Genomic DNA, 22,064 nt, shown 5'->3' with positions numbered 1-22,064 from the left:
GGGAGAGTGTGATATAGTAATAACAAGTATGATCACGAGAAGGAAAGGAACGATGAGATGATGGAAAAGCATGAAAGATTACAGCAGCAGATTGCATTTTTGATGGAGATAGACAAAGTAAAAAACATATTCCGGCAGACCTATCTTGCCGATGGTGAGAGAAAAGAAAATGATGCTGAACACTCCTGGCACATTGCGCTGATGGCAGTACTTTTGCAGGAGCATGCAGAGGAAGAGGTGGATCTTTTGAAAGTTATGACGATGGTACTGATCCATGATCTTGTAGAAATTGACGCAGGAGATACTTACGCATATGACAGCGCCGGAGCCGCAACAAAGAGAGCGCGTGAAGAAAAGGCGGCAGATCGGATTTTTGGAATCCTACCGGCAGATCAGGGCGCTTATTTCCGGGAACTCTGGGAAGAATTTGAGGCATACGAGACGGGCGATGCAAAGTATGCACACCTTCTTGACAACTTCCAGCCACTTCTTTTAAATCACGTATCTGGTGGAAAAAGCTGGGCAGAACATGGGGTGAAACGGTCACAGATCTATAAACGGAATAAAAAAATGGAAGAGACATCAAAAACAGTGTGGGAATGCGTGAAAGCAATTGTAGAAGAAAACATTGAAAAAGGGAATGTAAAGGCTGAATAGAGATTGCAGAAAGCAGAATGGATATGTTATAATTTTCTCATAGAATTCCTCTGCATAATGGAGGAAAACAGATGAAGAAACAATTAAAAGAACTTACTATTAAAGATAACTTTATGTTCGGCGCAGTGATGACGATGCCGGAAAACTGCAAAGATTTTTTGGAGATGGTCCTTCAGACGAAACTCTCAGAGGTGGTTGTCAGTAAGGAAAAGAGTATGATCTACCATCCAGAGTATAAGGGAGTCCGTCTGGATGTCTATGCAAATGATGAAGAACGGACCCACTATAATGTGGAAATGCAGGTGTCTAAAAAGCCGGCACTTGGGAGAAGAAGCAGATATTATCAAAGTCAGATCGATATGGAGTTGCTGGTATCTGGGGAAGAGTATGAAGAACTTCCGGATACTTATGTTATTTTTCTATGTGACTTTGACCCGTTTGGGCAGAAGAAATATCGATACACATTTTCAAGTGAGTGCAAAGAATGTAAAGAAAGCAAACTGCAGGATGGACGATGTACCATTTTTCTGAGTACGCATGGAGAAAATGAAGACGAAGTTCCAAAAGAACTTGTTACCTTTTTAAGATTTGTAAAAGCAGGACTGCAGGAGAGCGAACAAAATTTTCACGATGACTATGTAGAAAGACTGCAGAGAACAATTCGGGAAATCAAGAGAGACCGGGAGATGGAGGAGCGTTTTATGATTTTGGAAGAGATGCTGAAAGACGAGAGAAAAGAAGGAAGAGCGGAAGGTGCAAGACTTTCGCTGTGCACGATTCTGGAGTGCAAAGGCGAGATTCCTGATGTGTTCCGAAAACGGATTGAGACAGAGCAAAATCTGGAAGTATTGAGAAACTGGCTGGTGCTTGCGGCAAAGTCAGATACTATGGAAGCATTTCTCGCAGAAGCAGAGGCTGTAAAAGGTAGTCAGTGCGGTCAGAAAGAGTAAAATCTAAAGCATATCTAATGCATTTCACAAGATAAAAATCAAAAAATCCTGATACTGTTTTTCAAACAAGAAAAGAAAGTCAGTCAGTATCAGGATTGTCCATATTCAGTCTGCCGGTTCAGGCAGGAAATTTCAAAAAAAGCAGAGGAATTCTAGAAAAGTGATTGATAAGTCTGCAACAGGCAGTACACTGTTTATCGAGCCGTCTTCGGTGGCAAGATATTATGAAGAGGAAAACAAGTTTTTGCCGCGAATTGACTTCCGTAACAGAATCTTTTATAATAAAGGAGCAATAGGCAGAACTTATATATGTTCAAGATTGGTTGGACGTTTCTACAAACTACCGGAATAGTTGACTATAAGTGGGGAGATGCAAGGAGGCAGTGTACTTTTTGTATCGCCCCATTTTCTGCGTAAAAAGATAGGAGTTGTCGGAATGGAGTGACAGACTTCCGGCAACAATGTTTGGGAAAGTGAGGAAGAGACGATCATGAAGAACGATTTTATTTTAAAAGGAAATATTTGTTACAGTGAGACGATGGACAGACTGTGGGTGGCCGAGCAGCAATATGTCATCTGTGTGGATGGAAAGAGTGCAGGGGTATTTTCAGAAATCCCTGAGAAATATCAGGGACTGCCGGTGAAGGACTGCGGGGATGCCCTGATTGTTCCGGGGATGGTGGATCTTCATGCGCATGCGCCGCAGTATGCATTTCGAGGACTTGGTATGGATCTGGAGCTGTTAGAGTGGCTTAATACACATACGTTTCCTGAGGAAGCAAAGTATGCCAGTGAAGTGTATGCAAAACGGGCATATACGATGTATGTGGAAGAACTGAAGAAGAGCGATGTGACAAGAGCGGTCATTTTTGCGACAATGCATGTGGAGGGAACGAAGATCCTGATGGAACTTCTGGAAGACTCCGGGCTGTCGGCTTATGTGGGAAAGGTAAATATGGATCGAAACGGAGGGAAGGATCTGGAAGAAAAAAGTGCAGAAAAATCGCTGGAAGAAACGAAAAGATGGCTTGCAGAGACGGACGGACGTTTTCAACATGTCAGACCGATCCTGACACCACGGTTTATCCCTTCCTGTACCGATGAGCTGATGCGGGGGCTGGCAGAACTGCAAAAAGAGAAAAAGCTTCCGGTACAGTCTCACTTATCTGAAAATCCAGGTGAGATCGCGTGGGTGAAAGAGCTTTGTCCGAATGTGTCAAATTACAGCGAGGCATATGAACAGTTTGGACTATTTGGCGGGGACTGCCCTACTATCATGGCACACTGTATCTGGATGGAAGAAGATGAGATTGAAAAAATGAAGAACAATCAGGTATATGTGGCGCACTGTCCGCAGTCCAATATGAATCTTTCTTCAGGGATTGCACCAGTGAGAAGATTTTTATCAGAGGGAATCCCGACCGGGCTTGGAAGTGACATGGCAGCAGGATACAGTACGTCGATCTTCCGGGCGATGGCAGATGCAATCCAGTGTTCCAAAATGCGCTGGAGACTTGTGGATGACACACAGAAACCGCTGACTGTGGAGGAAGCATTCTATCTTGGAACAAAAGGCGGCGGGGCGTTTTTTGGAAAGGTTGGAAGTTTTGAAGAAGGATACGAGTTTGATGCACTGATTTTAGACGACAGTAACATTGCACATCCGCAGAAACTGACCGTGCGTGACCGCCTGGAGCGCATGATTTATCTGTCTGATGACCGACACATTACAGAAAAGTACGTTTCCGGACGAAAAGTCAAATAGTACCTCCGGGACAATGCAGACGATAAGGATCATGCAGAATATAAGAATACCGATAAGAAAAGAAAGGGGAACAGAAAACATGGAGCTGGCGTATCAAAAACTGGAACAAAATCTGATTGACCTGATCAAAGAGGAGCAGATGAAGCTTGGATATCAGAAGGAGACAATTCGTCTGTATTATCCGGCAGATTCTCTGCTCCGGCTGTTGGGAAAAGAACTTTCTATAGAAGAACTGCAGCAGGAGCTGGAATGGTTCGGAACACATACAGAATATTTGGGAACTGTTACCGTGTCTCACAAAAAAGACCGCTTCTGCCTCTGCATTCCGCCGGAAGGGGCAGTCTATGTACATGAACGGGCGCCGGAGAATCCGTTTTTAAAGGAGTGGATCACAGCGGTGGCCGTACATGGATGTACTCTGGAAAAATTGTTGGAAATCTGTGAGAAGTATTCTGACCATACCGTTGTTGAGAAGATTAAAGAAGGTGAGTTCGATGTGCTGATCTATTTTGCAGATCAGAAACCGGATGCCTATTATTATTGCGTCAAATTTGAGGGGAGTCATGTGATCTATCACCGGTTTACGAAAGAAGACTACGAAGAGATGGGATTTTAGTGAAAAATGAGGTCGATTTAACGCATCGACCTCATTTGCTGAACAAGTTCTAAATCTTCTTTTGTCACTTTCAAATTAGAGGCAAACTCTTTCCCGTCAGGTGTGCGGATCTGGATTTCCATCACGGTTCCTTCACAAAGTCCATTCTGATAGACGGCATTCATAAATTTCGGAAATTTTGGATGTCTGGAAGTGAAGCCGTTCCAAAGATTTCTAATTTGTAGTAATTGCATTGGATTCATAGATCGTTCTCCTTAAAAACATTGATTATTTTCGCCTTGTATCATATCATAATGATAGAAAATGTAAAGAGCCTTGAAGGGAGAAATTGATTTTGTACAAAAAAGAAGAAGCATTACATATTTTAAAGCACTATTTCGGATACGATTCCTTCCGGGAGGGACAGGAATTTCTGATTGAACATATGATGAACGGGCAGGATGTATTTGGAATTATGCCAACCGGGGCAGGGAAATCACTCTGCTATCAGATTCCGGCACTTCTGATGCCGGGAATCACATTAGTCATTTCACCACTCATTTCTTTGATGAAAGATCAAGTCGCCGCATTGAATCAGGCAGGTGTTCACGCAGCTTTTTTGAATAGTTCCCTGACGCAGGGACAGTACCTGACTGCACTTCGCTATGCGAAAGAAGGGCGGTATAAGATTATCTATGTGGCACCGGAACGGCTTCTGACAGAGAGTTTTCTGGGATTTGCGAGAGAGGCAGAGATTTCGATGGTGAGTGTGGATGAGGCGCACTGCGTATCGCAGTGGGGACAGGATTTTAGACCGAGTTATTTGAAGATTGCGGAATTTTTCAATTATCTTGGCACACGACCGGTTCTGAGTGCCTTTACGGCGACGGCGACAGCGGAAGTAAAAGAAGATATTATCGCACTGCTGAACCTGCGGGATCCCGCAATGATCACGACTGGATTTGACCGGGTAAATCTTAGATTCTGTGTAGAGCATCCAAGAGATAAGTTTGCGGCAGTGACAGCTTATCTGAGAGAGCATGAAGGAGAATGCGGCATCATTTACTGTCTGACAAGGAAGGTTGTCGAGGAAGTCTGTGAGAAGTTAATCAAAGAAGGGTTAGAAGTGACACGGTATCACGCAGGACTTGGTGACGAGGAGCGGAGACGAAACCAGGAGGACTTTATTTATGACCGGAAGCAGATCATGGTGGCGACTAATGCATTTGGGATGGGGATTGATAAGTCGAATGTCCGTTTTGTGATCCATTATAATATGCCGAAAAACATGGAAAGCTACTATCAGGAGGCGGGTAGAGCCGGAAGAGATGGGATGTCATCTGAATGTATTTTGCTCTATTCCGGACAGGATGTGATCACAAATCAGTTTTTTATCGAGCAGGCAGGGGAGCAGTCAGAATTTGATCCGGAGACGGCAGAACTGATCCGGGAACGGGAGCGGGACCGTCTTCAGAAGATGACCTATTATTGTTTTACAAACGAGTGTCTTCGGGAGTATATGCTGCGTTATTTCGGAGAATATGGGGCAAATTACTGTGGGAATTGTTCAAACTGTCTGACCCAGTTTGAGGAAATCGATGTGACCGCTCCGGCAAAGGCGATGGTAAGCTGTGTGCGGACAAGTGGACAGCGGTATGGGATCAACGTGATCATAGAAACTGTTCATGGAGGAAAGTCCGCAAAGATTTTAAAATATCACATGGATGAAAATGAAACATATGGAACGATGGAAGCAATTCCGGTCTTTCGTCTGCGGCAGATCATGAATCATTTGATTTTAAACGAATATCTGTTGCTGACAAAAGAAGAGTATCCGGTACTTCATCTGACTGAAAAATCCAGACAACTTTTGGAAGAAAATGAACAAGTCTTTATGAAAGCGGCAAAAGAGCGCAAGGTAGAAAAGAAAGAAAAAAAGATGCGCAAGTCCTCAGAATTTACAGGCGAAGCAGATCCGTCACTGTTTGCACAGCTCCGGGAATTGCGGCTTGCGATCGCAAAAGAAGAGAGGGTTCCGCCGTATATTGTATTTTCCGATAAAACGCTGGCACATATGTGTATCCTTCATCCGAAGACAAAAGAAGAAATGCTTCAGGTGACCGGTGTCGGAGAAAAGAAATATGAAAAATATGGCGAGCGGTTCCTTGCACTTCTGGCAACACTGGAAAATGGGAATGAAAAATCGTAGGAAGGAGAAAAAGATGATGACGGCTGAAGAAGTCAGAAAAAGAATCGAGGAATTATCAGAACCTTCCTATCAGCAGTTTTCTGCCCGGCTGATCCCAAATGTAAAAGCAGAGAGGATTCGCGGCGTAAGACTTCCGCATCTCAGGAAACTTGCAAAAGAGATCGCAAAGGGAGACTGGAGAGCGTATTTGGAAGAGAAATCTGAAGTGGAGAAGACATTCGAGGAGACGATGCTTCGGGGACTTGTGATCGGATATGCGAAGATGGAGTGGAAAGAACGGCATAGATGGATTTGTGATTTTCTTCCACAGATTGATAACTGGTCGGTCTGTGACAGCTTTTGCAGCACCTTAAAACCTGCAAAGCATGAGAAAGAAAAGATGTGGACATTTGTAAAGCAGTGCATGCAGTCAGATCAGGTTTACACAGTCAGATTCGGAGTGGTCATGGGGCTAGATCATTTTGAAGAAGAAATCTATCTGTGGGAAGCATTTCCATATTTTGATGAGATCACACTGGAAGATTACTATGTGAAAATGGCAGTGGCATGGGCAGTATCGGTTTATTATGTGCAGCATCCGGAACTGACGATGCAGTATCTCATGAAAAATAAGCTGGATGATTTTACCTACAACAAAGCATTGCAGAAAATCACAGAATCACTCCGGGTGGGGAAAGAAGAAAAGGAAAAGATCAGAAGTATGAAGAGGAAATAAAAATACCTATCCCGTCTGCTGACGCGGGATAGGCAGTTTAAAAACAAAAATTATAGTCTGGTTTTTCCAGCGACTTTTCCAGAACAGATATCTTGAATCAAGAGTTCATATTTTAAAATAATATTCATGTCTGTTTCACTGAAATCTTCAAAACAAGACATGATTTCTTCGTTTCTCAGTTGGTCATATTTCATATAATCTTCATAGGCATGTCTTCCGGAATCCGTAAGAAAAATGACAGAATAGCGCTTATCCGATGGATGCTTTTTCTTTGCAATTAGTTTCTTTTTGATTAACCGACCGGCAATTTGTGTAGCAGCTCCCTGGGTGATATTCATTTTTTCGGCGATTTCACTCATTGTAAGTTCGCCAGAAATACCGACAAAGATTAGAAGATGCATTTCTCGCAGATAAAGTTTTTGACCTTTTACATATTCACGGTCGGTATACATGTAATTGTGATAAGCGAGTGTGGCATTGCGTGTCTCAGTCATAACGGTTTTTAATAATTCATAATTTTTCATAAGCTCTCCTTTGTTGTGCAATATTACAGAAAAGTGATTGAAATATTGACAAAATAGTGCAACATGATATATATTTACTTTAGAAACTAAAATAATAGACTATTCATAAAACAAAATGCATATTTTTTTTCTAAAGATAACATAAAAACTGTGATGTTCTGATATCAGTTTATTAGAAAGTAAGGGAAAGTGCAATATTTTTTTGAAAAATACTTTAGAATCTAAAGTTTATGTGGAAGAAAAAAGAAAGAGGCGAGAGATATGATTTTTTATTTTTCAGGAACGGGGAATTCCCGTGGAATTGCGGAAATGATTGCGGAAAAATTGCAGGATACAACGGTTGATATAGTTGGAAAGAATCCAGACATCTTTCGTTTGGAAAAAGAAGCTTACATCGGATTTGTCTTTCCGGTATATGCCTGGGCAGCACCTGAGGTGATGCTGGATTTTGTAAAGAAACTGGCTGAGAAGATGAAACGGGAGGGTACGTTTGAAGAAAAAGGATATTCTTTTGCGATTGCAACATACAGTAATGTGGCAGGGAAGGCGATTGAGCAGTTTTCAAATATATTTTCTTTACAGAGTGGATTTGGGATTACAATGCCGGATAATTATCCAATTACAGAACGTATTTTAGATACTCCTGAGAGTACATTGGAAAAATTAAGCGCTGCCAAAATCCGTTTGGAGAAAATTATACAGTGCATTCAGAGACAAGAGAAGGTTGTTGAGGTAAAAGAAGGAGAGGATGCCGTAGACAATACTTATGTGAAAGCACATATATTTAATGAAAAAATGAGGAAAACTGCACCGTATCATGTAACTGAGAAATGTATTGGATGTGGTATCTGCGAAAAAATCTGTCCGGCAAATGCGATTCGGATGGAAGCCGGAAAGCCAGTATGGTACAAGAAAGACTGCTATTTTTGTATGGCATGTCTGAATCGCTGTCCAAAAGAAGCGATTGAATATGGAAAATACAGCAGTGGAAGACCTAGATACTATTTCAGAGGATTTTCAGAGAAAAATTATAAAGAGTACTATGAGAAATATCGAAAAGAAAATGAAGATAAAAAATAGTGAAGGAGGAAGAATACTGTGAACAGAATACCGATATTGATGGATTGTGATCCTGGACATGACGATGCAATTGCGATTATGCTTGCATTGGCAGCGGAAAAGTTAGAAGTACTTGGTATCACAACGGCATGTGGAAATCAGACAATCGAAAAAACGACAAAAAATGCACAGGGGATTTGTGAATTATTAGGAAAGAGAGAAATTCCGATTGCACAAGGAAGAAAAGCACCACTTTTGACACCAGTTTATACCGCTGGAATTGCGCATGGAGATAGTGGATTAGATGGACCGCAACTTCCAAATCCAGTTGTTCCACTTGCAGAAGAGAGTGCTGTTGAATTTCTGGCAGAGAAACTTATGAAAAGTGAGAAACCGGTTGTGATTGTACCGACGGGGCCATTGACCAATATTGCAACATTACTTTTGTGTTATCCACATTTAAAAGAAAAAATAGATAAAATTGTTTTGATGGGAGGTTCTATTGTAGGTGGATGCAGTGGAAGAGGAGCATCGGAATTTAATATTATGGTAGATCCGTATGCAGCAGATATTGTTTATACTTCTGGGGTACCGATTGTGATGCTTGGTCTGGACGTAACAAATGATACGACAATTCAGTTTGAGGAAAAAGATGACTTCCGTAAAATAGGTAAGATAGGTACTTTTGTAGCAGAACTTGTAGATTTTTTCGGAAGAGGATTTGAGATGATCGGTTGGCATGGGGTACCAATTCATGATGCATGTGCGGTTGCATATTTAATTGATCCTTCTCTTTTTACCATGAAGAAGATGTCTGTACAGATCGATCTGGAGGGAGAGTACACAATGGGAAGTACAGTGGGAGATTTTTATAATGTAGAGGGGAAAGAAGCAAATGTGCTTGTGGGGCTTTCTTCAGACAGAGAACGGTTTGTTAAACTTTTATTAGAAGCATGCCAAAGTTATGAGAAAGGAGAAAAAGAGTATGAATAAATTACCGGTAGTAATTGATACAGATGGACAATTGGACAGCTTTTGGGGGATAATGCTGGCAAAACAGTTATTGGATGTAAAAGCAGTTACCGTTTGTAAAGGGAAAAGCAAAGAAGCGGAACAGGCATTTGAAAATACCGGAGGGTTTCTTACGATGGCAGGATTACAGTGCCATTTATCAAAAGGGAGTGAACGACCAGTTCTGATTAGTAAAAAGGTGCCAGAACAAAGGAGATTTTTACCGGATGGAAAATGTGGATTACCGTTTCCAAAAGGTGCGAACTACGATACAATGCCGGCATGGGACAGAATTTATCAAGAGGCGAAAGAGGCGGAAGGTGAACTTGTAGTTGTATGTTTTGGACCGATGACCAATTTAGCTCTGGCAATTTTTAAGTATCCGGAATTATCTTCTATGATCAAAAAGGTAGCTTTTGTAGGGGGAAGCTATGACTTTGGAAATGTTTCAGCAGTTGTGGAAGAAAATATGGCGGCAGATCCGGAAGCGGCAAAGGCTGTATTTCAAAGTGGAATTTTAATGGAAATGTATGGATATCACTTTGAATTAAAATCAGCTTTGACAAATGCAGAAGTTGGGAAAATTGTTCATGGAGCAAATGGACCATATACCACAGCGTTTGCTATGAGTGGTATGTCTCACAGACCGGGGGAGGCAATTTATTATGGACCGGCACTTGCTGTATTTGGAATTGGAATGCCAGAACATGTAAGATTTGAACGATACAATATTTTTGTTGAAACAAAAGGAGAATTGAGTAGAGGGCGAGTAGTTCCTTTAAATATGTATACACCTCTTGGATATCCAAAGAATACAAAGGTGGCAATGGATTTAGATCGGGAAGCTTATATGAATTTGTTGAAGGAAACGCTGGATGGTTATGAAAAATTAGAGTAGATTGAAAAGAAAGAGAGGGTGGAATTATGGTGCAGAAAAAGAAGAAAAAGAAAAGACTGGATAATATGACGTTATTGTTGATTCCGTTAGCAGTGGCAATCAACATGGTGGCATATAACGTACTGTACTCAACGACTATGGTTATTTTAGGGGACTCTATTGGGACGATTTTGGTTGGGGCAGTATGTGGACCTTTTCCAGGGGCAATTGTTGGGATTTTATCGAATCTAGTAAATGTAATTAAAAATCCGGTTATGATCGTGATGATGCCGCTAAATGCTTTGTTTGGAATAGCCGCAGGAACACTCGCAAGGCGAAGGATTTTTACATCATTTTGGAAGACAGTAATCTGCACACCTATTTTTGGATTTATTGGGGGATGGCTGAGTGGAAGCATCATTTTTCTTGCAATGGGAGGAGATTTCTGGGGGAACCTTGCCAGTGTTGTAATTGGGATTCCACTTTTTCGCGCCGGAGTTCCAAAATATTTTGCGATGGCAGTGGGACAGCTTTTATTTGACTGCATTGATAAGATTGTATGTTTGATCCTTGTCTTTTTAATTATTCGTTCGCTTCCAGATCGCTTTTTGATTAAGCTTCCGTATGGCAAGTATGTGACAACAAAACAATACCGTGAGGAAGATATTGAGTTTTGACAGGGGGAAAGAAATATGACTGAAGAACAATTTGTTGATAGTTTTAGAAAATACCAGAAAAAAGGAAATTGGTGGTGTGATTTTCATCCGGTAGCAAAAATGGTAACTTGCCTGTCACTTGGATTTATGTGCCTGATTGTTTTTCGCTGGCAGGTCGGCTTAATTATTTTTCTTTTAGCTGGAGGAATTGCATTTTTGACTCCGGTTTGGAAAAAGTATTTTAAAATGATAGGAATTATGTTTCTGTTAGGTTGTGTATTTACAGTTATTGTAAGACTTTATGTACATATGGGAGATCCGGGACCGGTGGCTTTTTATCTATTTGGGAAATCAGTGCCAGTTGCTGCGATTATCAGCTGCTTGGACTTGATTTTTATGATTGAGGGATTCCTGGGAATTTTTCTTGTATTTTTTATGACAACAGAAATGAGAGATCTTTGTTGTTGCCTGGAACAATTGGGAATGTCTTCAACAGTGACATTTATGGTTTTATCTACTTTTTCAAGTATTACTTCGATCAAAGAAAAATTAAACCGTGTGCGGGAAAGCCAGAGGGCGAGAGGAATTGAAACGGAGGGAAATCTTTTTGTAAAAGTAAAGTCGATTCTTCCTGTGCTTTTTCCAGTGATTATTAGTTCTATGACGGGAATCGAGGACAAGACGCTTGCAATGGATGCCCGTGCATTTGCGGCTGATGGGGTGCATACATCTCTACGAAAAATACAGCCGGCAAAACGGAGTGAAAAAACGGTTGCAGTTGTTGCGGTCATTGTCAGTATTCTGGGCTGTGTTGCGGGAAAATTATTTTTGTAGGAGGAGAGAATATGAGCGTATGTATTGAATTTCAGGATGTTTCCTATGCATATCCATTGACAAAAAAAGCTGCGGTCAGGCATTTGAACTGTAAATTGGAAAAGGGAAAATGCTATGGTGTGATTGGACCGAATGCCAGTGGGAAGACCACTTTCTGCAATTTAATGAGGGGGCTCTGTCCCAAATTTTATGGGGGGATTTTGAAGGGAAACGTGCTTGTAGAAGGGAAAAATCTGGAGGAATGGGAAGACGGTGAACTGAGTGTCAGAATCGGATATGTTTTTCAGGATCCATTTGCACAGGTGAGCGGTATCAAAGAAACAGTATTTGAAGAAATAGGAATGGGTCTTGAGAATACCGGAGTAGAGCAGGAAGAGATGATTCGGCGGATTTTAGAAATTGCAAAAGTTGTCAAGGTAGATACTTTATTGCAGAAAAATCCACTGGCACTTTCTGGTGGACAATGTCAGAGAGTTGCCTTTGCTTCTGTTCTTGCATTAGATTCGGACATTATTGTGATTGATGAACCGACCAGTCAATTGGATCCGGATGGAACGATGGATGTGTTTGAAATTATCGGGGCTTTGAAAAGGCAGGGCAAGACCGTGATTATTGCTGAACATAAAGTAGACTTGCTGGCGGAATATTGTGATGAGATTATCGCTATGGCAGAGGGGACAATTATTGCACAGGGAACGGTCAGAGAGGTGTTTCAGCTTCAAATTCTCAGAGAGAAAAAAGTTAGAATCCCGCAGGTTGTGACACTGGCACTTCTTTTGGAAGAAAAGAAAAAAGCATTGAGTAGTATCCCGGTCAGTGAGCGGGAAGCAGTTGCAATGTTGAAAGAAAGAGGGGACATATAGTATGGCAATTGAAGTGAAAGAAATCAGTTTTTCATATCCGGGAAATCCTGTTACGGCTGTTGAGAATGTTTCCATGAAGATAGAAAAGGGAGAACGAGTGGCGATTATTGGGCAAAATGGAGCGGGAAAATCTACTACGGTAAAATTAATTAATAATATTTATAAACCGACCCAAGGTAAAATTTTTGTAGATGGAATAGATACAAGTACAAAAACGACAGCGCAGATTGCACCACATGTCGGATATGTATTTCAAAATCCAAATGATCAGATTTTTAATGATGATGTAATTAAGGAAATCCAATATGTTCTTCGATATTGGAAGCTTTCAGAGGAAGAAATCGGACAGCGTACAGAAGAAGCGATAGAAGTTACAGGAATCCGTCCCTATTTAGAAACCCATCCATTTGATATTCCTCTTCCAATTCGAAAATTTCTTACGATTGCAGTAGTGCTTGCAGTCAGTCCAGATTACGTGATTCTTGATGAACCGACGGCAGGACAAGATTTATGGGGATGTGAGCAGCTGAAAATTGTTATGGATTATTTAAAAAAGAAAGGGAAAGCGGTCATTACGATTTCCCATGATATGGAGTATGTTGCAGAACATTTTGAGAGAGTAATCGTGATGGCACATAAAAATGTGATTGCAGATGGAAGCAAAGAAGATATTTTTTATCAGCCAGATATTTTAAAAGAAGCACACGTTACACCACCGCTTTGTGCAAGAATTGGGCAGAAGATGGGAATTAAGAAAAAAATTTTAAATATTCAGGAACTTGTGGAAAATCTTTAAAATAAAAAATAGAATAGGCATACTAGGAGTGAAGGCATACCGAAATATCAGAGATCTGGTTTTTTGGTATGCTTTCGCATTATCCGTTGACACTCTTTCTGAAACAACTTATAATTTACTTACAACAAGGGCGAGAAGCAATTTTTCTATTGTGGGAAGTGATGAGAAATTCAGATGACAGTAGGAGATACTTCAATGACTTGCAGGGAAGGAAGGGGTAGCATGTTTATCGCAAAGAGCAATGAAGAGAAACGTAGTATGGCATGGAGGATTGTCATATCCACGGCGAGTGTACTAATTATTTTGATCGGGGCATTTTTCTTGTTTAAGATGTTTACCGGGAATCCGCTGGAGGGGACATGGAAAAGCACCGAGCAGCAGCTTGTGCTGACGATTAAGGGAAATGGAACACTTCTGGTTGACTGGGAAGAAATTTTCGAAGACAAGAAGATGACGATCGGCATGGAGTACCTTTTAGATAAGGATAGCAAGACGGTGACATTTAAGGCGGATGAGGAAGCTCTTCTGGAAGCAGAAGAAAAATCGGAAGGGAAATATACTGCCGATATGCTGGAAACAGCATTGAGTGAGATCACAGCCACATACGATTACAGTGTACAGAACAATCAGCTGACACTTACCGAGCGGGAGTACGGAGATCAGTTGGTTTTTGATAAAAAATAGTGCAGAAGAACATGCCCTCTAAGAGAATGCAGCAATTTTCATAGAGGGTTTTCAAATGGGACGGAAAGGAGTAACGACCATGGCAAGAGAAGATACAAAAGTGATTCAGATTGGAACCGTAAAGATCGGAGGAGGCAATCCGGTTGCTATCCAATCGATGACAAATACAAAGACAGAAGATGTGGAAGCGACTGTGCAGCAAATCCTTGCATTAGAGGCGGCAGGATGTCAGATTATCCGCTGTGCAGTGCCGACGATGGAGGCGGCAGAGGCAATCCGGGAGATTAAGAAGCGGATCCATATCCCGCTTGTGGCGGATATTCATTTTGATTACCGACTTGCAATCGCTGCGATCGAAAACGGTGCGGATAAAATCCGAATCAACCCGGGGAATATCGGTGATAGAAGCAGAGTGCAGGCGGTTGTCGATAAGGCAAAGGAATACAATATCCCAATTCGCGTGGGAGTGAACAGTGGCTCTTTGGAGAAACCGCTTTTAGAAAAATATGGTGGTGTGACTGCGGAAGGAATCGTGGAAAGTGCAATGGACAAAGTGCGCTTGATCGAGGAGATGGGATATGATAATCTTGTTGTCAGTATTAAATCTTCAGATGTCTTGATGTGTGTGAAAGCACATGAGCTGATCGCAAAGCAGTGTCCGTATCCGCTGCACGTTGGTATCACAGAGTCCGGAACGGTATTGTCGGGCAATATTAAGTCTTCGGTCGGGCTTGGAATCATTTTATATCAGGGGATCGGAGATACGATCCGTGTGTCGCTGACCGGAGATCCGTTGGAAGAAATCAAGTCTGCAAAATTAATCTTAAAGACACTGGGACTTCGCAAAGGCGGTATTGAAGTTGTATCTTGTCCGACTTGCGGAAGAACGAAGATTGACTTGATCGGACTTGCGAATCAGGTGGAAAATATGGTGGCAGATATTCCGCTTGATATTAAGGTGGCTGTGATGGGCTGTGTAGTAAACGGTCCGGGAGAAGCGAAAGAAGCAGATATCGGAATCGCAGGAGGAATCGGGGAAGGACTTCTGATCAAAAAGGGTGAAATTATCAAAAAGGTCAAAGAAGAGCAGCTCTTGTCTGTATTAAGAGAAGAACTTTTGAATTGGAACGAATAGAAGGATGGCAGATGATACATGGGAAAATTATTTTTTGATGTATTTCCGACATTAAAAGTAAATAAAGAATATGAGAATCTTTTCAGAGAAGTGGAAGTGATGAAAGTCACGACCACTTCTCTGAGAGATTTTATACGGGTACATATATGCAGCACCCACCTGATTGCAAAGCGGTCTGTCTGCAAGATGGAAGAGATGATCCGGGAACAATTATTCGGACATACACAGATCCAGGTTGAGGTGGTAGAGACCTATCAGCTTTCGGAGCTTTATACACCGGAAAATCTTCTGCGAGAGTATCGGGATAGTATTTTATATGAACTTCAGCGACAGAGTATGTTAGAGTACAATATGTTTCAAAATGCAGTGTGTACATTTGAGGACACACAGACTCTTTGCATTGAGATGACAGATTCCATTGTGGCAGAAGGGAAAAAAGATGCGATTGTAGGGACCATTGACCGGATTTTTAACGAGCGGTGTCAGGTTCCGACGAAGATTAAAGTATTGTATCGGGAGCCGCAAGAAAGTAAGAATAAGAAACACGGAGAAATTCGGATTCAGCAGGAAGTAGATGCAATTCTGGAGCAGAATGCAAGCCTTCATGAGGAAAAGATCGCTCAGAAGAAGGAAAAGACAGAAGGAGTAAAGAAGAAGGAAAGTGTTCCAAAACAGGAGAAAGCACCTGCAGAACCGAAGAAAAAGGAATTTCCAAAGAGGGAATTTCAGAAAAAAGAATTTTACCGCTCTCCGAAGCGGTCTGACAATCCGGATGTACTATATGGAAGGGATTTTGAGGATGAGGCAATTCCGCTTTCCGATGTGGTCGGAGAGATGGGAGAGATTACGATCCGTGGAAAGATTTTGAAGCTGGAGACGAGAGAAATCCGAAATGAGAAGACAATCGTCATGTTTGCAATCACAGATTTCACGGATACGATCATGGTAAAGATGTTCACGAGAAATGAACAGCTTCCTGAGATTCTCGCAGGAATCAAAAAAGGCGCTTTTTTGAAGATCAAAGGAGTGACGACGATTGATAAGTTTGATGGAGAGCTGACGATCGGTTCCGTTGTGGGTATCCGTAAGATCAGTGACTTTACGACAACGAGGAAGGATACCAGCCCAGAGAAGCGTGTGGAGCTTCACTGCCACACGAAAATGAGTGATATGGATGGAGTATCTGAGGCGCAGGCGCTTGTGGCGAGGGCACATGACTGGGGACATCAGGCGATCGCCATTACGGACCACGGCGTAGTGCAGGCTTTCCCGGATGCCAATCATTATGTGGAACGACTTGACAAGGAGGATCCATTTAAGATCATATATGGGGTGGAAGCATATCTTGTAGACGACTTGACAGAGATCGCTGTCAACGAACAGGGGCAGACACTGGATGACACGTTTGTTGTATTTGATATTGAGACAACCGGATTCAGCGCGGCGGAAGATCGGATCATAGAGATCGGAGCGGTTAAAATCACCGACGGGGCGATCGTGGATCGATTCAGTACGTTTGTCAATCCGGAGATCCCAATCCCGTTTGAGATTCAGCAGCTCACGCACATTACAGATGACATGGTACTGGAGGCTCCAAAGATTGAGGAGGCACTTCCGGCATTTCTTGATTTTGTCGGTGAGTCTGCGCTTGTGGCGCACAATGCAGGATTTGATGTGGGATTTATTGAACAGAACTGTGTCAGACTTGGAAGAAGCCGGACATTTACCTCGGTGGACACTGTGGGACTTGCCCGTGTACTGCTTCCAACCTTGTCCAAATATAAGTTGAATATTGTGGCGAAGGCATTAAACATTTCTCTGGAAAATCATCATCGTGCTGTGGATGATGCGGCAGCGACGGCGGAAATCTATGTGAAATTTATCGAGATGTTAAAGGAACGAGGGATGACGACTTTAAAAGAAGTCAATGCATTTGGGGATATGAACCCGGATGCGATCAAGAAAATGCCGACTTACCATGCGATCATTCTTGCAAAGAATGAAGTGGGAAGAGTGAATCTGTATACACTTGTTTCCCTCTCGCACTTAAAATATTTTGCGAGACGTCCGCGAATTCCAAAAAGCGAATTCAACAAGTACCGGGAAGGGCTGATCCTTGGAAGTGCCTGCGAGGCGGGCGAATTATATCGGGCGCTTTTGGATGGGAAATCGGAAGAGACAATCGCAAAGATCGTAGATTATTACGATTATCTGGAAATCCAGCCGATCGGCAACAACGCATTTATGATCGCCAGTGAGAAGCAGAGAAATATTAAGAGTGAGGAAGATCTAAAGAACATGAACAGGAGGATCGTACAGCTTGGAGAGAAATTTCAAAAGCCAGTTGTCGCAACCTGTGATGTGCATTTTATGGATCCGGACAGTGAGGTTTATCGAAGGATCATTATGACCGGAAAAGGATTTTCTGATGCGGACAGCCAGCCGCCGCTGTATCTTCGGACAACGGAGGAGATGCTGGAAGAATTTTCTTATCTCGGATCTAAGAAGGCGGAGGAAGTCGTGATCACGAATACAAATAAGATCGCCGATTCCATCGAGCGGATTTCCCCGGTGAGGCCCGATAAGTGTCCTCCGGTCATTGAAGATTCGGATCAGACACTTCGGAATATCTGTTATGATAAGGCGCATAGTATGTACGGGGAAGAACTTCCGGAGATCGTTGTAGAACGTCTTGAGAGGGAATTGAACTCCATTATTTCCAATGGATTTGCCGTGATGTACATTATTGCGCAGAAGCTGGTGTGGAAATCAAACGAGGATGGATATCTTGTTGGCTCCAGAGGTTCTGTCGGTTCTTCTTTCGTGGCGACGATGGCGGGAATTACCGAGGTAAACCCGCTCAGCCCGCATTATTACTGTACCAATTGTCATTACAGTGATTTTGAGTCGGAGGAAGTGCGTGCATTTGCCGGAGGATGTGGATGGGATATGCCGGATAAAGTATGCCCGAACTGTGGACAACCGCTTGTCAAAGATGGATTTGATATTCCGTTTGAGACGTTCCTTGGATTTAAGGGAAATAAAGAGCCAGATATCGACTTGAATTTCTCGGGAGATTATCAGAGTAATGCACATAAGTATACCGAGGTCATCTTCGGCGAAGGGCAGACGTACCGTGCCGGGACGATCGGAACGTTGGCGGAGAAGACGGCGTTCGGATTTGTAAAAAATTACTATGAGGAGCATGGAAGCAGAAAGAGGAAGTGTGAAATTGAGCGGATTGTGGAAGGGTGTACCGGGATCCGGCGGAGCACCGGGCAGCATCCGGGAGGAATCATCGTACTGCCTCACGGGGAGAATATCAATTCCTTCACACCGGTGCAGCATCCGGCGAATGATATGACGACAGACATTATCACGACACATTTTGACTATCACTCGATCGACCATAACTTGCTGAAGCTTGATATTCTCGGGCACGATGATCCGACGATGATCAAGATGCTGGAGGAACTTGTGGAGCAGCTGACCGGAAAGCCGTTTAAGGCGACAGAGATTCCTTTGGATGACCCGGGAGTGATGCAGCTTTTTGCGGATACAGGGTCTCTTGGGATCAAGCCTTCGGATATCGGAGGATGTCCGGTGGGATGTCTTGGAATCCCGGAGTTTGGGACTGATTTCGTTATCCAGATGGTTGTGGATACAAAGCCAAAGACGTTGTCTGATCTAATCCGTATCTCTGGTTTGTCACATGGTACGGATGTATGGCTGAACAATGCACAGACGTTGATCCAGGAGGGAAAAGCGACAATTTCTACAGCTATCTGTACTCGTGATGACATTATGACGTATCTGATCAATACCGGAATGGAAAGTGAGCTGTCCTTTACGATCATGGAGAGTGTCCGTAAAGGGAAGGGGCTGAAGCCGGAATGGGAAGATGCGATGAAGGCGGCGGGCGTTCCCGACTGGTATATCTGGTCATGTAAGAAGATCAAATATATGTTCCCGAAAGCCCATGCAGCGGCCTATGTCATGATGGCATATCGGATTGCCTACTGCAAAGTCAATTATCCGCTGGCGTATTATGCGGCATATTTTAGTATCCGTGCATCTGCATTTTCCTATGAATTGATGTGTCAGGGCAAGGAAAAACTGGAGTTTTATCTCCGGGACTACAAGAACCGTTCGGATTCTCTGAGTAAAAAGGATCAGGATACACTCAAAGATATGCGAATCGTGCAGGAGATGTATGCGAGAGGGTATGAATTTCTTCCGCTTGACATTTATCGGGCGAAGGCGACAAAATTTCAGATCATTGACGGCAAATTGATGCCGCCGCTCTCCAGCATCGAAGGAATGGGCGATAAGGCGGCGGAAGCAGTGGAGATGGCAGCAGAAGATGGACCATATCTTTCGAGAGATGATTTTAGACAGCGGACAAAGGTTAGTAAAACTGTCATTGACTTTATGGCGGATCTTGGGATGTTTGGTGATCTGCCGGAAACGAATCAGCTGTCACTGTTTGATCTGTAAAAGATTAAACAAATAGGGACTTTCCCTTTTAGGGGAAGTGTGCTATGATAAGAAATATCGGTAAGCGGTTTTTTCGCCGCTTACCATTTCAAGTAGAATTTCAAAAGAGAAAATGAATCATGAAAACATTCTTGTTTTCCCGGCTGGATGATCTTTCCCGCCGTTATTCCAAACAGTAGAACAAAAGAAAAAGTAAAAAGAAAGAGAAAAGGGAGAGTTGTATGATGAAACAAGTGGAAAAGAAAACATGGAACAAGAGCGTATTTTTTACTTATTTTGCGCCGAAGGCCAGATTGGAAGAATTGCTTGTGCTGGAAGAAGGCGGCGAGGATAGGAGCGAGAAAAGTATTGAAGATTCTATGCCGGATGGTGTTGTAAAAGTAGCACATTTTTCTTATAATGATAGCGAAAAAGAAAGGTTACAGACGGAAGCGTGGGAGACGCTCTGTAAAGTATGAATGATCCATACAGAAAGGCAGAAGATATGACAGACTATCAGAAGGTATTAAAGGGACAGAGGGAATATTTTCAGACACAGGTGACAAAGGATGTTTCTTTTCGGCTGATTCAATTGAGAAAGTTGTATCAGTGGATAGAAGCGCATGAGGAGGCAATAGAGAAGGCGCTGTGGGAAGATTTGAACAAGGCGCCTTTTGAAACCTATGCGACAGAAATAGGGATTGTGAAAGAAGAAATCCGATATACAATGAAGCATTTGCGTGGGTGGGCTGCGACAAAGCAAGTTCCGACACCTATCACACAATTTCCATCAAAATCGCGGATTTATGCAGAACCATATGGGGTTGTGCTGATCATGTCTCCGTGGAATTATCCGTTTCAACTGACTATTGCACCGCTTGTTGCAGCAATTGGCGCGGGAAACTGTGCAGTATTAAAGCCATCCGCCTATTCCCCAAATGTTTCCAGGCTGATGCGGGAGATGACGGAGGAACTTTTTGTACCGGGATATGTCTGCTGCATAGAAGGTGGAAGACAAGAGAATGAGAGTTTGTTGAACGAAAGATTTGACTATATCTTTTTTACAGGAAGCATGGAAGTTGGAAAGCATGTGATGAAGAAAGCAGCAGAGCATCTGACTCCGGTCAGTCTGGAACTTGGTGGAAAAAGTCCGTGTATTGTTGATGAGACAGCCAATCTGAAACTGGCAGCAAAAAGGATTGTGTGGGGAAAATTTCTGAATGCAGGTCAGACTTGTGTGGCACCGGATTATGTACTTGTACACAAAAGTGTAAGAAAAAAGTTGCTCACTTATCTGAAGCGGATGACTGAGAAGTTGTATGGAATGCAGCCATGTAAAAACAGAGAGTACCCGAAGATCATCAATGAAAAACATTTTGATCGACTCTGTGGATATATTGATCAGCGGCATACTGTTGTTGGAGGAGAATGGTCTAGAAAGTCAGGAAAGATTGAGCCAACAATTCTGACACGGGTATCCTGGGACAGTCCAGTGATGCAGGAAGAAATTTTCGGTCCGATTCTTCCGGTACTTGTGTATGAAGATTTGGATGAAGCAATCGCACAGATCAACAGTCGGCCAAAACCTTTGGCATTGTATCTCTTTACAAGAAGCCGCAGGACAGAAAAAAAGGTACTCGGACAGATTTCCTATGGCGGGGGATGTGTCAATGATACAGTTGTCCATTTAGCTACTTCGCATATGCCATTTGGAGGTGTCGGGGAAAGTGGAATGGGATCCTACCATGGAAAAGCAGGGTTTGATACATTTACCCATAGAAAGAGCATTTTGAAAAAGGCCCTGTGGCTAGATCTTCCAGTTCGCTATCCACCGTATAAAGGACATTTAAAATTGTTAAAGAAGCTGATGTAAAATAGTTTTGATCAACTTTAGCAAAGAACTCAAAAAGAAAAGAGCTGGCGGCAGAGGGAACTTCCCAAATCTGCCATCAGCTCTATTTTAATCACGTAATACAAGTACTGCTTTTTAATTATGAAATATCGAAATTAATATATATAAATAAAAGGCACAGTAAAGATTCTGATTAAAGTTTTACGACATTGATTGCCTGAGGTCCTTTAGCGCCTTCTGTCACTTCGAATTCCACTGCCTGACCTTCTTCCAGAGTCTTGAATCCTTCCATGTTCAGACCAGAGTAATGTACGAATACATCGTTTCCAGCTTCGTCAGAAATGAATCCATACCCTTTTTGGTTGCTAAACCATTTTACAGTACCTTTGTTCATTGTGTTACCTCC

General features: G+C 42.5%; 21 protein-coding genes and 1 riboswitch. Of the genes, 18 read left to right on the top strand and 3 right to left on the bottom strand.

All coding sequences use genetic code 11. The features are described from left to right. Window positions 1-57 precede the first annotated feature (57 nt). The 4 genes from EDD74_RS09365 (at window position 58) to EDD74_RS09350 (ending at window position 3,988) form a co-directional block, all read left to right on the top strand. Window positions 58-657: an HD domain-containing protein gene (locus EDD74_RS09365; protein WP_116441276.1), complete on the top strand. Its 600-nt coding sequence runs from the start codon at window positions 58-60 to the stop codon at window positions 655-657. Between the two features lie 71 nt (window positions 658-728). Beyond that, entirely contained in the window at window positions 729-1,607 is an 879-nt protein-coding gene (locus EDD74_RS09360) for an Rpn family recombination-promoting nuclease/putative transposase (protein WP_116441277.1), read from the top strand. Window positions 1,608-1,890: 283 nt separating this feature from the next. Next, a riboswitch (purine riboswitch) is annotated at window positions 1,891-1,986 on the top strand. 111 nt (window positions 1,987-2,097) lie between these two features. Then, window positions 2,098-3,372, top strand: coding sequence for an amidohydrolase family protein (locus tag EDD74_RS09355; RefSeq protein ID WP_116441278.1), 1,275 nt, complete (start codon window positions 2,098-2,100; stop codon window positions 3,370-3,372). A 79-nt stretch (window positions 3,373-3,451) separates the two neighbouring features. Beyond that, window positions 3,452-3,988: a DUF3877 family protein gene (locus EDD74_RS09350; RefSeq protein ID WP_116441407.1), complete on the top strand. Its 537-nt coding sequence runs from the start codon at window positions 3,452-3,454 to the stop codon at window positions 3,986-3,988. Window positions 3,989-4,005: 17 nt separating this feature from the next. On the opposite strand, the gene EDD74_RS09345 is transcribed toward EDD74_RS09350, so the two are convergent. Further along, window positions 4,006-4,230, bottom strand: a complete 225-nt coding sequence (locus tag EDD74_RS09345) for a hypothetical protein (RefSeq protein WP_009262380.1) — start codon at window positions 4,228-4,230, stop codon at window positions 4,006-4,008. Between the two features lie 92 nt (window positions 4,231-4,322). Between EDD74_RS09345 and recQ the strand changes: the two genes are divergently transcribed. Further along, complete coding sequence (gene recQ / locus EDD74_RS09340) at window positions 4,323-6,176, top strand: DNA helicase RecQ (RefSeq protein WP_116441279.1); 1,854 nt, start codon at window positions 4,323-4,325, stop codon at window positions 6,174-6,176. A 13-nt stretch (window positions 6,177-6,189) separates the two neighbouring features. After that, window positions 6,190-6,891: a DNA alkylation repair protein gene (locus tag EDD74_RS09335; protein ID WP_116441408.1), complete on the top strand. Its 702-nt coding sequence runs from the start codon at window positions 6,190-6,192 to the stop codon at window positions 6,889-6,891. A gap of 50 nt (window positions 6,892-6,941) precedes the next feature. Here EDD74_RS09335 and EDD74_RS09330 read toward each other — a convergent pair whose 3' ends face one another. Next, a complete protein-coding gene (locus EDD74_RS09330; protein ID WP_116441280.1) occupies window positions 6,942-7,415 on the bottom strand; it encodes a MarR family transcriptional regulator in 474 nt (157 codons plus the stop codon). A 261-nt stretch (window positions 7,416-7,676) separates the two neighbouring features. Between EDD74_RS09330 and EDD74_RS09325 the strand changes: the two genes are divergently transcribed. From EDD74_RS09325 to EDD74_RS09270, 12 genes are all read left to right on the top strand, one after another. Further along, complete coding sequence (locus tag EDD74_RS09325; protein WP_116441281.1) at window positions 7,677-8,495, top strand: EFR1 family ferrodoxin; 819 nt, start codon at window positions 7,677-7,679, stop codon at window positions 8,493-8,495. Window positions 8,496-8,513: 18 nt separating this feature from the next. Next, complete coding sequence (locus EDD74_RS09320; protein ID WP_242990088.1) at window positions 8,514-9,467, top strand: nucleoside hydrolase; 954 nt, start codon at window positions 8,514-8,516, stop codon at window positions 9,465-9,467. Then, window positions 9,460-10,383, top strand: coding sequence for a nucleoside hydrolase (locus EDD74_RS09315; RefSeq protein WP_158547694.1), 924 nt, complete (start codon window positions 9,460-9,462; stop codon window positions 10,381-10,383). The genes EDD74_RS09320 and EDD74_RS09315 overlap by 8 nt, the downstream gene beginning before the upstream one ends. Window positions 10,384-10,409: 26 nt before the next feature. Further along, window positions 10,410-11,039, top strand: a complete 630-nt coding sequence (locus EDD74_RS09310; RefSeq protein WP_116441284.1) for a hypothetical protein — start codon at window positions 10,410-10,412, stop codon at window positions 11,037-11,039. 15 nt (window positions 11,040-11,054) lie between these two features. Next, window positions 11,055-11,852, top strand: a complete 798-nt coding sequence (locus tag EDD74_RS09305; RefSeq protein ID WP_116441285.1) for an energy-coupling factor transporter transmembrane component T family protein — start codon at window positions 11,055-11,057, stop codon at window positions 11,850-11,852. 11 nt (window positions 11,853-11,863) lie between these two features. Next, a complete protein-coding gene (locus EDD74_RS09300) occupies window positions 11,864-12,715 on the top strand; it encodes an energy-coupling factor ABC transporter ATP-binding protein (protein ID WP_116441286.1) in 852 nt (283 codons plus the stop codon). A 1-nt stretch (window position 12,716) separates the two neighbouring features. Beyond that, the gene (locus EDD74_RS09295) at window positions 12,717-13,511 is read left to right on the top strand and encodes an energy-coupling factor ABC transporter ATP-binding protein (protein ID WP_116441287.1); all 795 of its coding nucleotides are present in this window, start codon (window positions 12,717-12,719) and stop codon (window positions 13,509-13,511) included. A gap of 222 nt (window positions 13,512-13,733) precedes the next feature. Further along, window positions 13,734-14,195 carry a hypothetical protein gene (locus EDD74_RS09290; RefSeq protein ID WP_242990089.1) on the top strand — a complete coding sequence of 154 codons (462 nt, stop codon included), beginning with the start codon at window positions 13,734-13,736 and terminating at the stop codon, window positions 14,193-14,195. Window positions 14,196-14,274: 79 nt separating this feature from the next. Further along, entirely contained in the window at window positions 14,275-15,330 is a 1,056-nt protein-coding gene (gene ispG / locus EDD74_RS09285; protein ID WP_116441289.1) for a flavodoxin-dependent (E)-4-hydroxy-3-methylbut-2-enyl-diphosphate synthase, read from the top strand. Window positions 15,331-15,348: 18 nt separating this feature from the next. Beyond that, entirely contained in the window at window positions 15,349-19,827 is a 4,479-nt protein-coding gene (locus EDD74_RS09280; RefSeq protein WP_116441290.1) for a PolC-type DNA polymerase III, read from the top strand. 221 nt (window positions 19,828-20,048) lie between these two features. Continuing rightward, window positions 20,049-20,285, top strand: a complete 237-nt coding sequence (locus tag EDD74_RS09275; RefSeq protein ID WP_116441291.1) for a hypothetical protein — start codon at window positions 20,049-20,051, stop codon at window positions 20,283-20,285. After that, window positions 20,282-21,679 (top strand): aldehyde dehydrogenase, encoded by a 1,398-nt coding sequence (locus tag EDD74_RS09270; RefSeq protein ID WP_116441292.1) that lies wholly within the window; start codon window positions 20,282-20,284, stop codon window positions 21,677-21,679. Before EDD74_RS09275 ends, EDD74_RS09270 begins: the two co-directional genes overlap by 4 nt. Before the next feature lie 172 nt (window positions 21,680-21,851). Here EDD74_RS09270 and EDD74_RS09265 read toward each other — a convergent pair whose 3' ends face one another. After that, on the bottom strand, window positions 21,852-22,052 hold the full coding sequence (locus EDD74_RS09265; RefSeq protein WP_008974930.1) for a cold-shock protein: 201 nt from the start codon (window positions 22,050-22,052) through the stop codon (window positions 21,852-21,854). Window positions 22,053-22,064: the final 12 nt, after the last annotated feature.

It is taken from the genome of Faecalimonas umbilicata (assembly GCF_004346095.1).
Lineage (GTDB): Bacteria > Bacillota > Clostridia > Lachnospirales > Lachnospiraceae > Faecalimonas > Faecalimonas umbilicata.
The sequence above is the reverse complement of the archived record's forward strand: the minus strand, read 5'-3'. Positions and strand labels throughout refer to the sequence as shown.

What these genes read in the sequence shown, in the direction of transcription:
- EDD74_RS09365 (WP_116441276.1), top strand. Translation starts at nt 58, where the DNA reads ATGATGGAAAAGCATGAAAGATTACAGCAGCAGATTGCATTTTTGATG.
- EDD74_RS09360 (WP_116441277.1), top strand. Translation starts at nt 729, where the DNA reads ATGAAGAAACAATTAAAAGAACTTACTATTAAAGATAACTTTATGTTC.
- EDD74_RS09355 (WP_116441278.1), top strand. Translation starts at nt 2,098, where the DNA reads ATGAAGAACGATTTTATTTTAAAAGGAAATATTTGTTACAGTGAGACG.
- EDD74_RS09350 (WP_116441407.1), top strand. Translation starts at nt 3,452, where the DNA reads ATGGAGCTGGCGTATCAAAAACTGGAACAAAATCTGATTGACCTGATC.
- EDD74_RS09345 (WP_009262380.1), bottom strand. Translation starts at nt 4,230, where the DNA reads ATGAATCCAATGCAATTACTACAAATTAGAAATCTTTGGAACGGCTTC.
- EDD74_RS09335 (WP_116441408.1), top strand. Translation starts at nt 6,190, where the DNA reads ATGATGACGGCTGAAGAAGTCAGAAAAAGAATCGAGGAATTATCAGAA.
- EDD74_RS09330 (WP_116441280.1), bottom strand. Translation starts at nt 7,415, where the DNA reads ATGAAAAATTATGAATTATTAAAAACCGTTATGACTGAGACACGCAAT.
- EDD74_RS09325 (WP_116441281.1), top strand. Translation starts at nt 7,677, where the DNA reads ATGATTTTTTATTTTTCAGGAACGGGGAATTCCCGTGGAATTGCGGAA.
- EDD74_RS09315 (WP_158547694.1), top strand. Translation starts at nt 9,460, where the DNA reads ATGAATAAATTACCGGTAGTAATTGATACAGATGGACAATTGGACAGC.
- EDD74_RS09310 (WP_116441284.1), top strand. Translation starts at nt 10,410, where the DNA reads ATGGTGCAGAAAAAGAAGAAAAAGAAAAGACTGGATAATATGACGTTA.
- EDD74_RS09305 (WP_116441285.1), top strand. Translation starts at nt 11,055, where the DNA reads ATGACTGAAGAACAATTTGTTGATAGTTTTAGAAAATACCAGAAAAAA.
- EDD74_RS09300 (WP_116441286.1), top strand. Translation starts at nt 11,864, where the DNA reads ATGAGCGTATGTATTGAATTTCAGGATGTTTCCTATGCATATCCATTG.
- EDD74_RS09295 (WP_116441287.1), top strand. Translation starts at nt 12,717, where the DNA reads ATGGCAATTGAAGTGAAAGAAATCAGTTTTTCATATCCGGGAAATCCT.
- EDD74_RS09290 (WP_242990089.1), top strand. Translation starts at nt 13,734, where the DNA reads ATGTTTATCGCAAAGAGCAATGAAGAGAAACGTAGTATGGCATGGAGG.
- ispG (WP_116441289.1), top strand. Translation starts at nt 14,275, where the DNA reads ATGGCAAGAGAAGATACAAAAGTGATTCAGATTGGAACCGTAAAGATC.
- EDD74_RS09280 (WP_116441290.1), top strand. Translation starts at nt 15,349, where the DNA reads ATGGGAAAATTATTTTTTGATGTATTTCCGACATTAAAAGTAAATAAA.
- EDD74_RS09275 (WP_116441291.1), top strand. Translation starts at nt 20,049, where the DNA reads ATGATGAAACAAGTGGAAAAGAAAACATGGAACAAGAGCGTATTTTTT.
- EDD74_RS09270 (WP_116441292.1), top strand. Translation starts at nt 20,282, where the DNA reads ATGAATGATCCATACAGAAAGGCAGAAGATATGACAGACTATCAGAAG.
- EDD74_RS09265 (WP_008974930.1), bottom strand. Translation starts at nt 22,052, where the DNA reads ATGAACAAAGGTACTGTAAAATGGTTTAGCAACCAAAAAGGGTATGGA.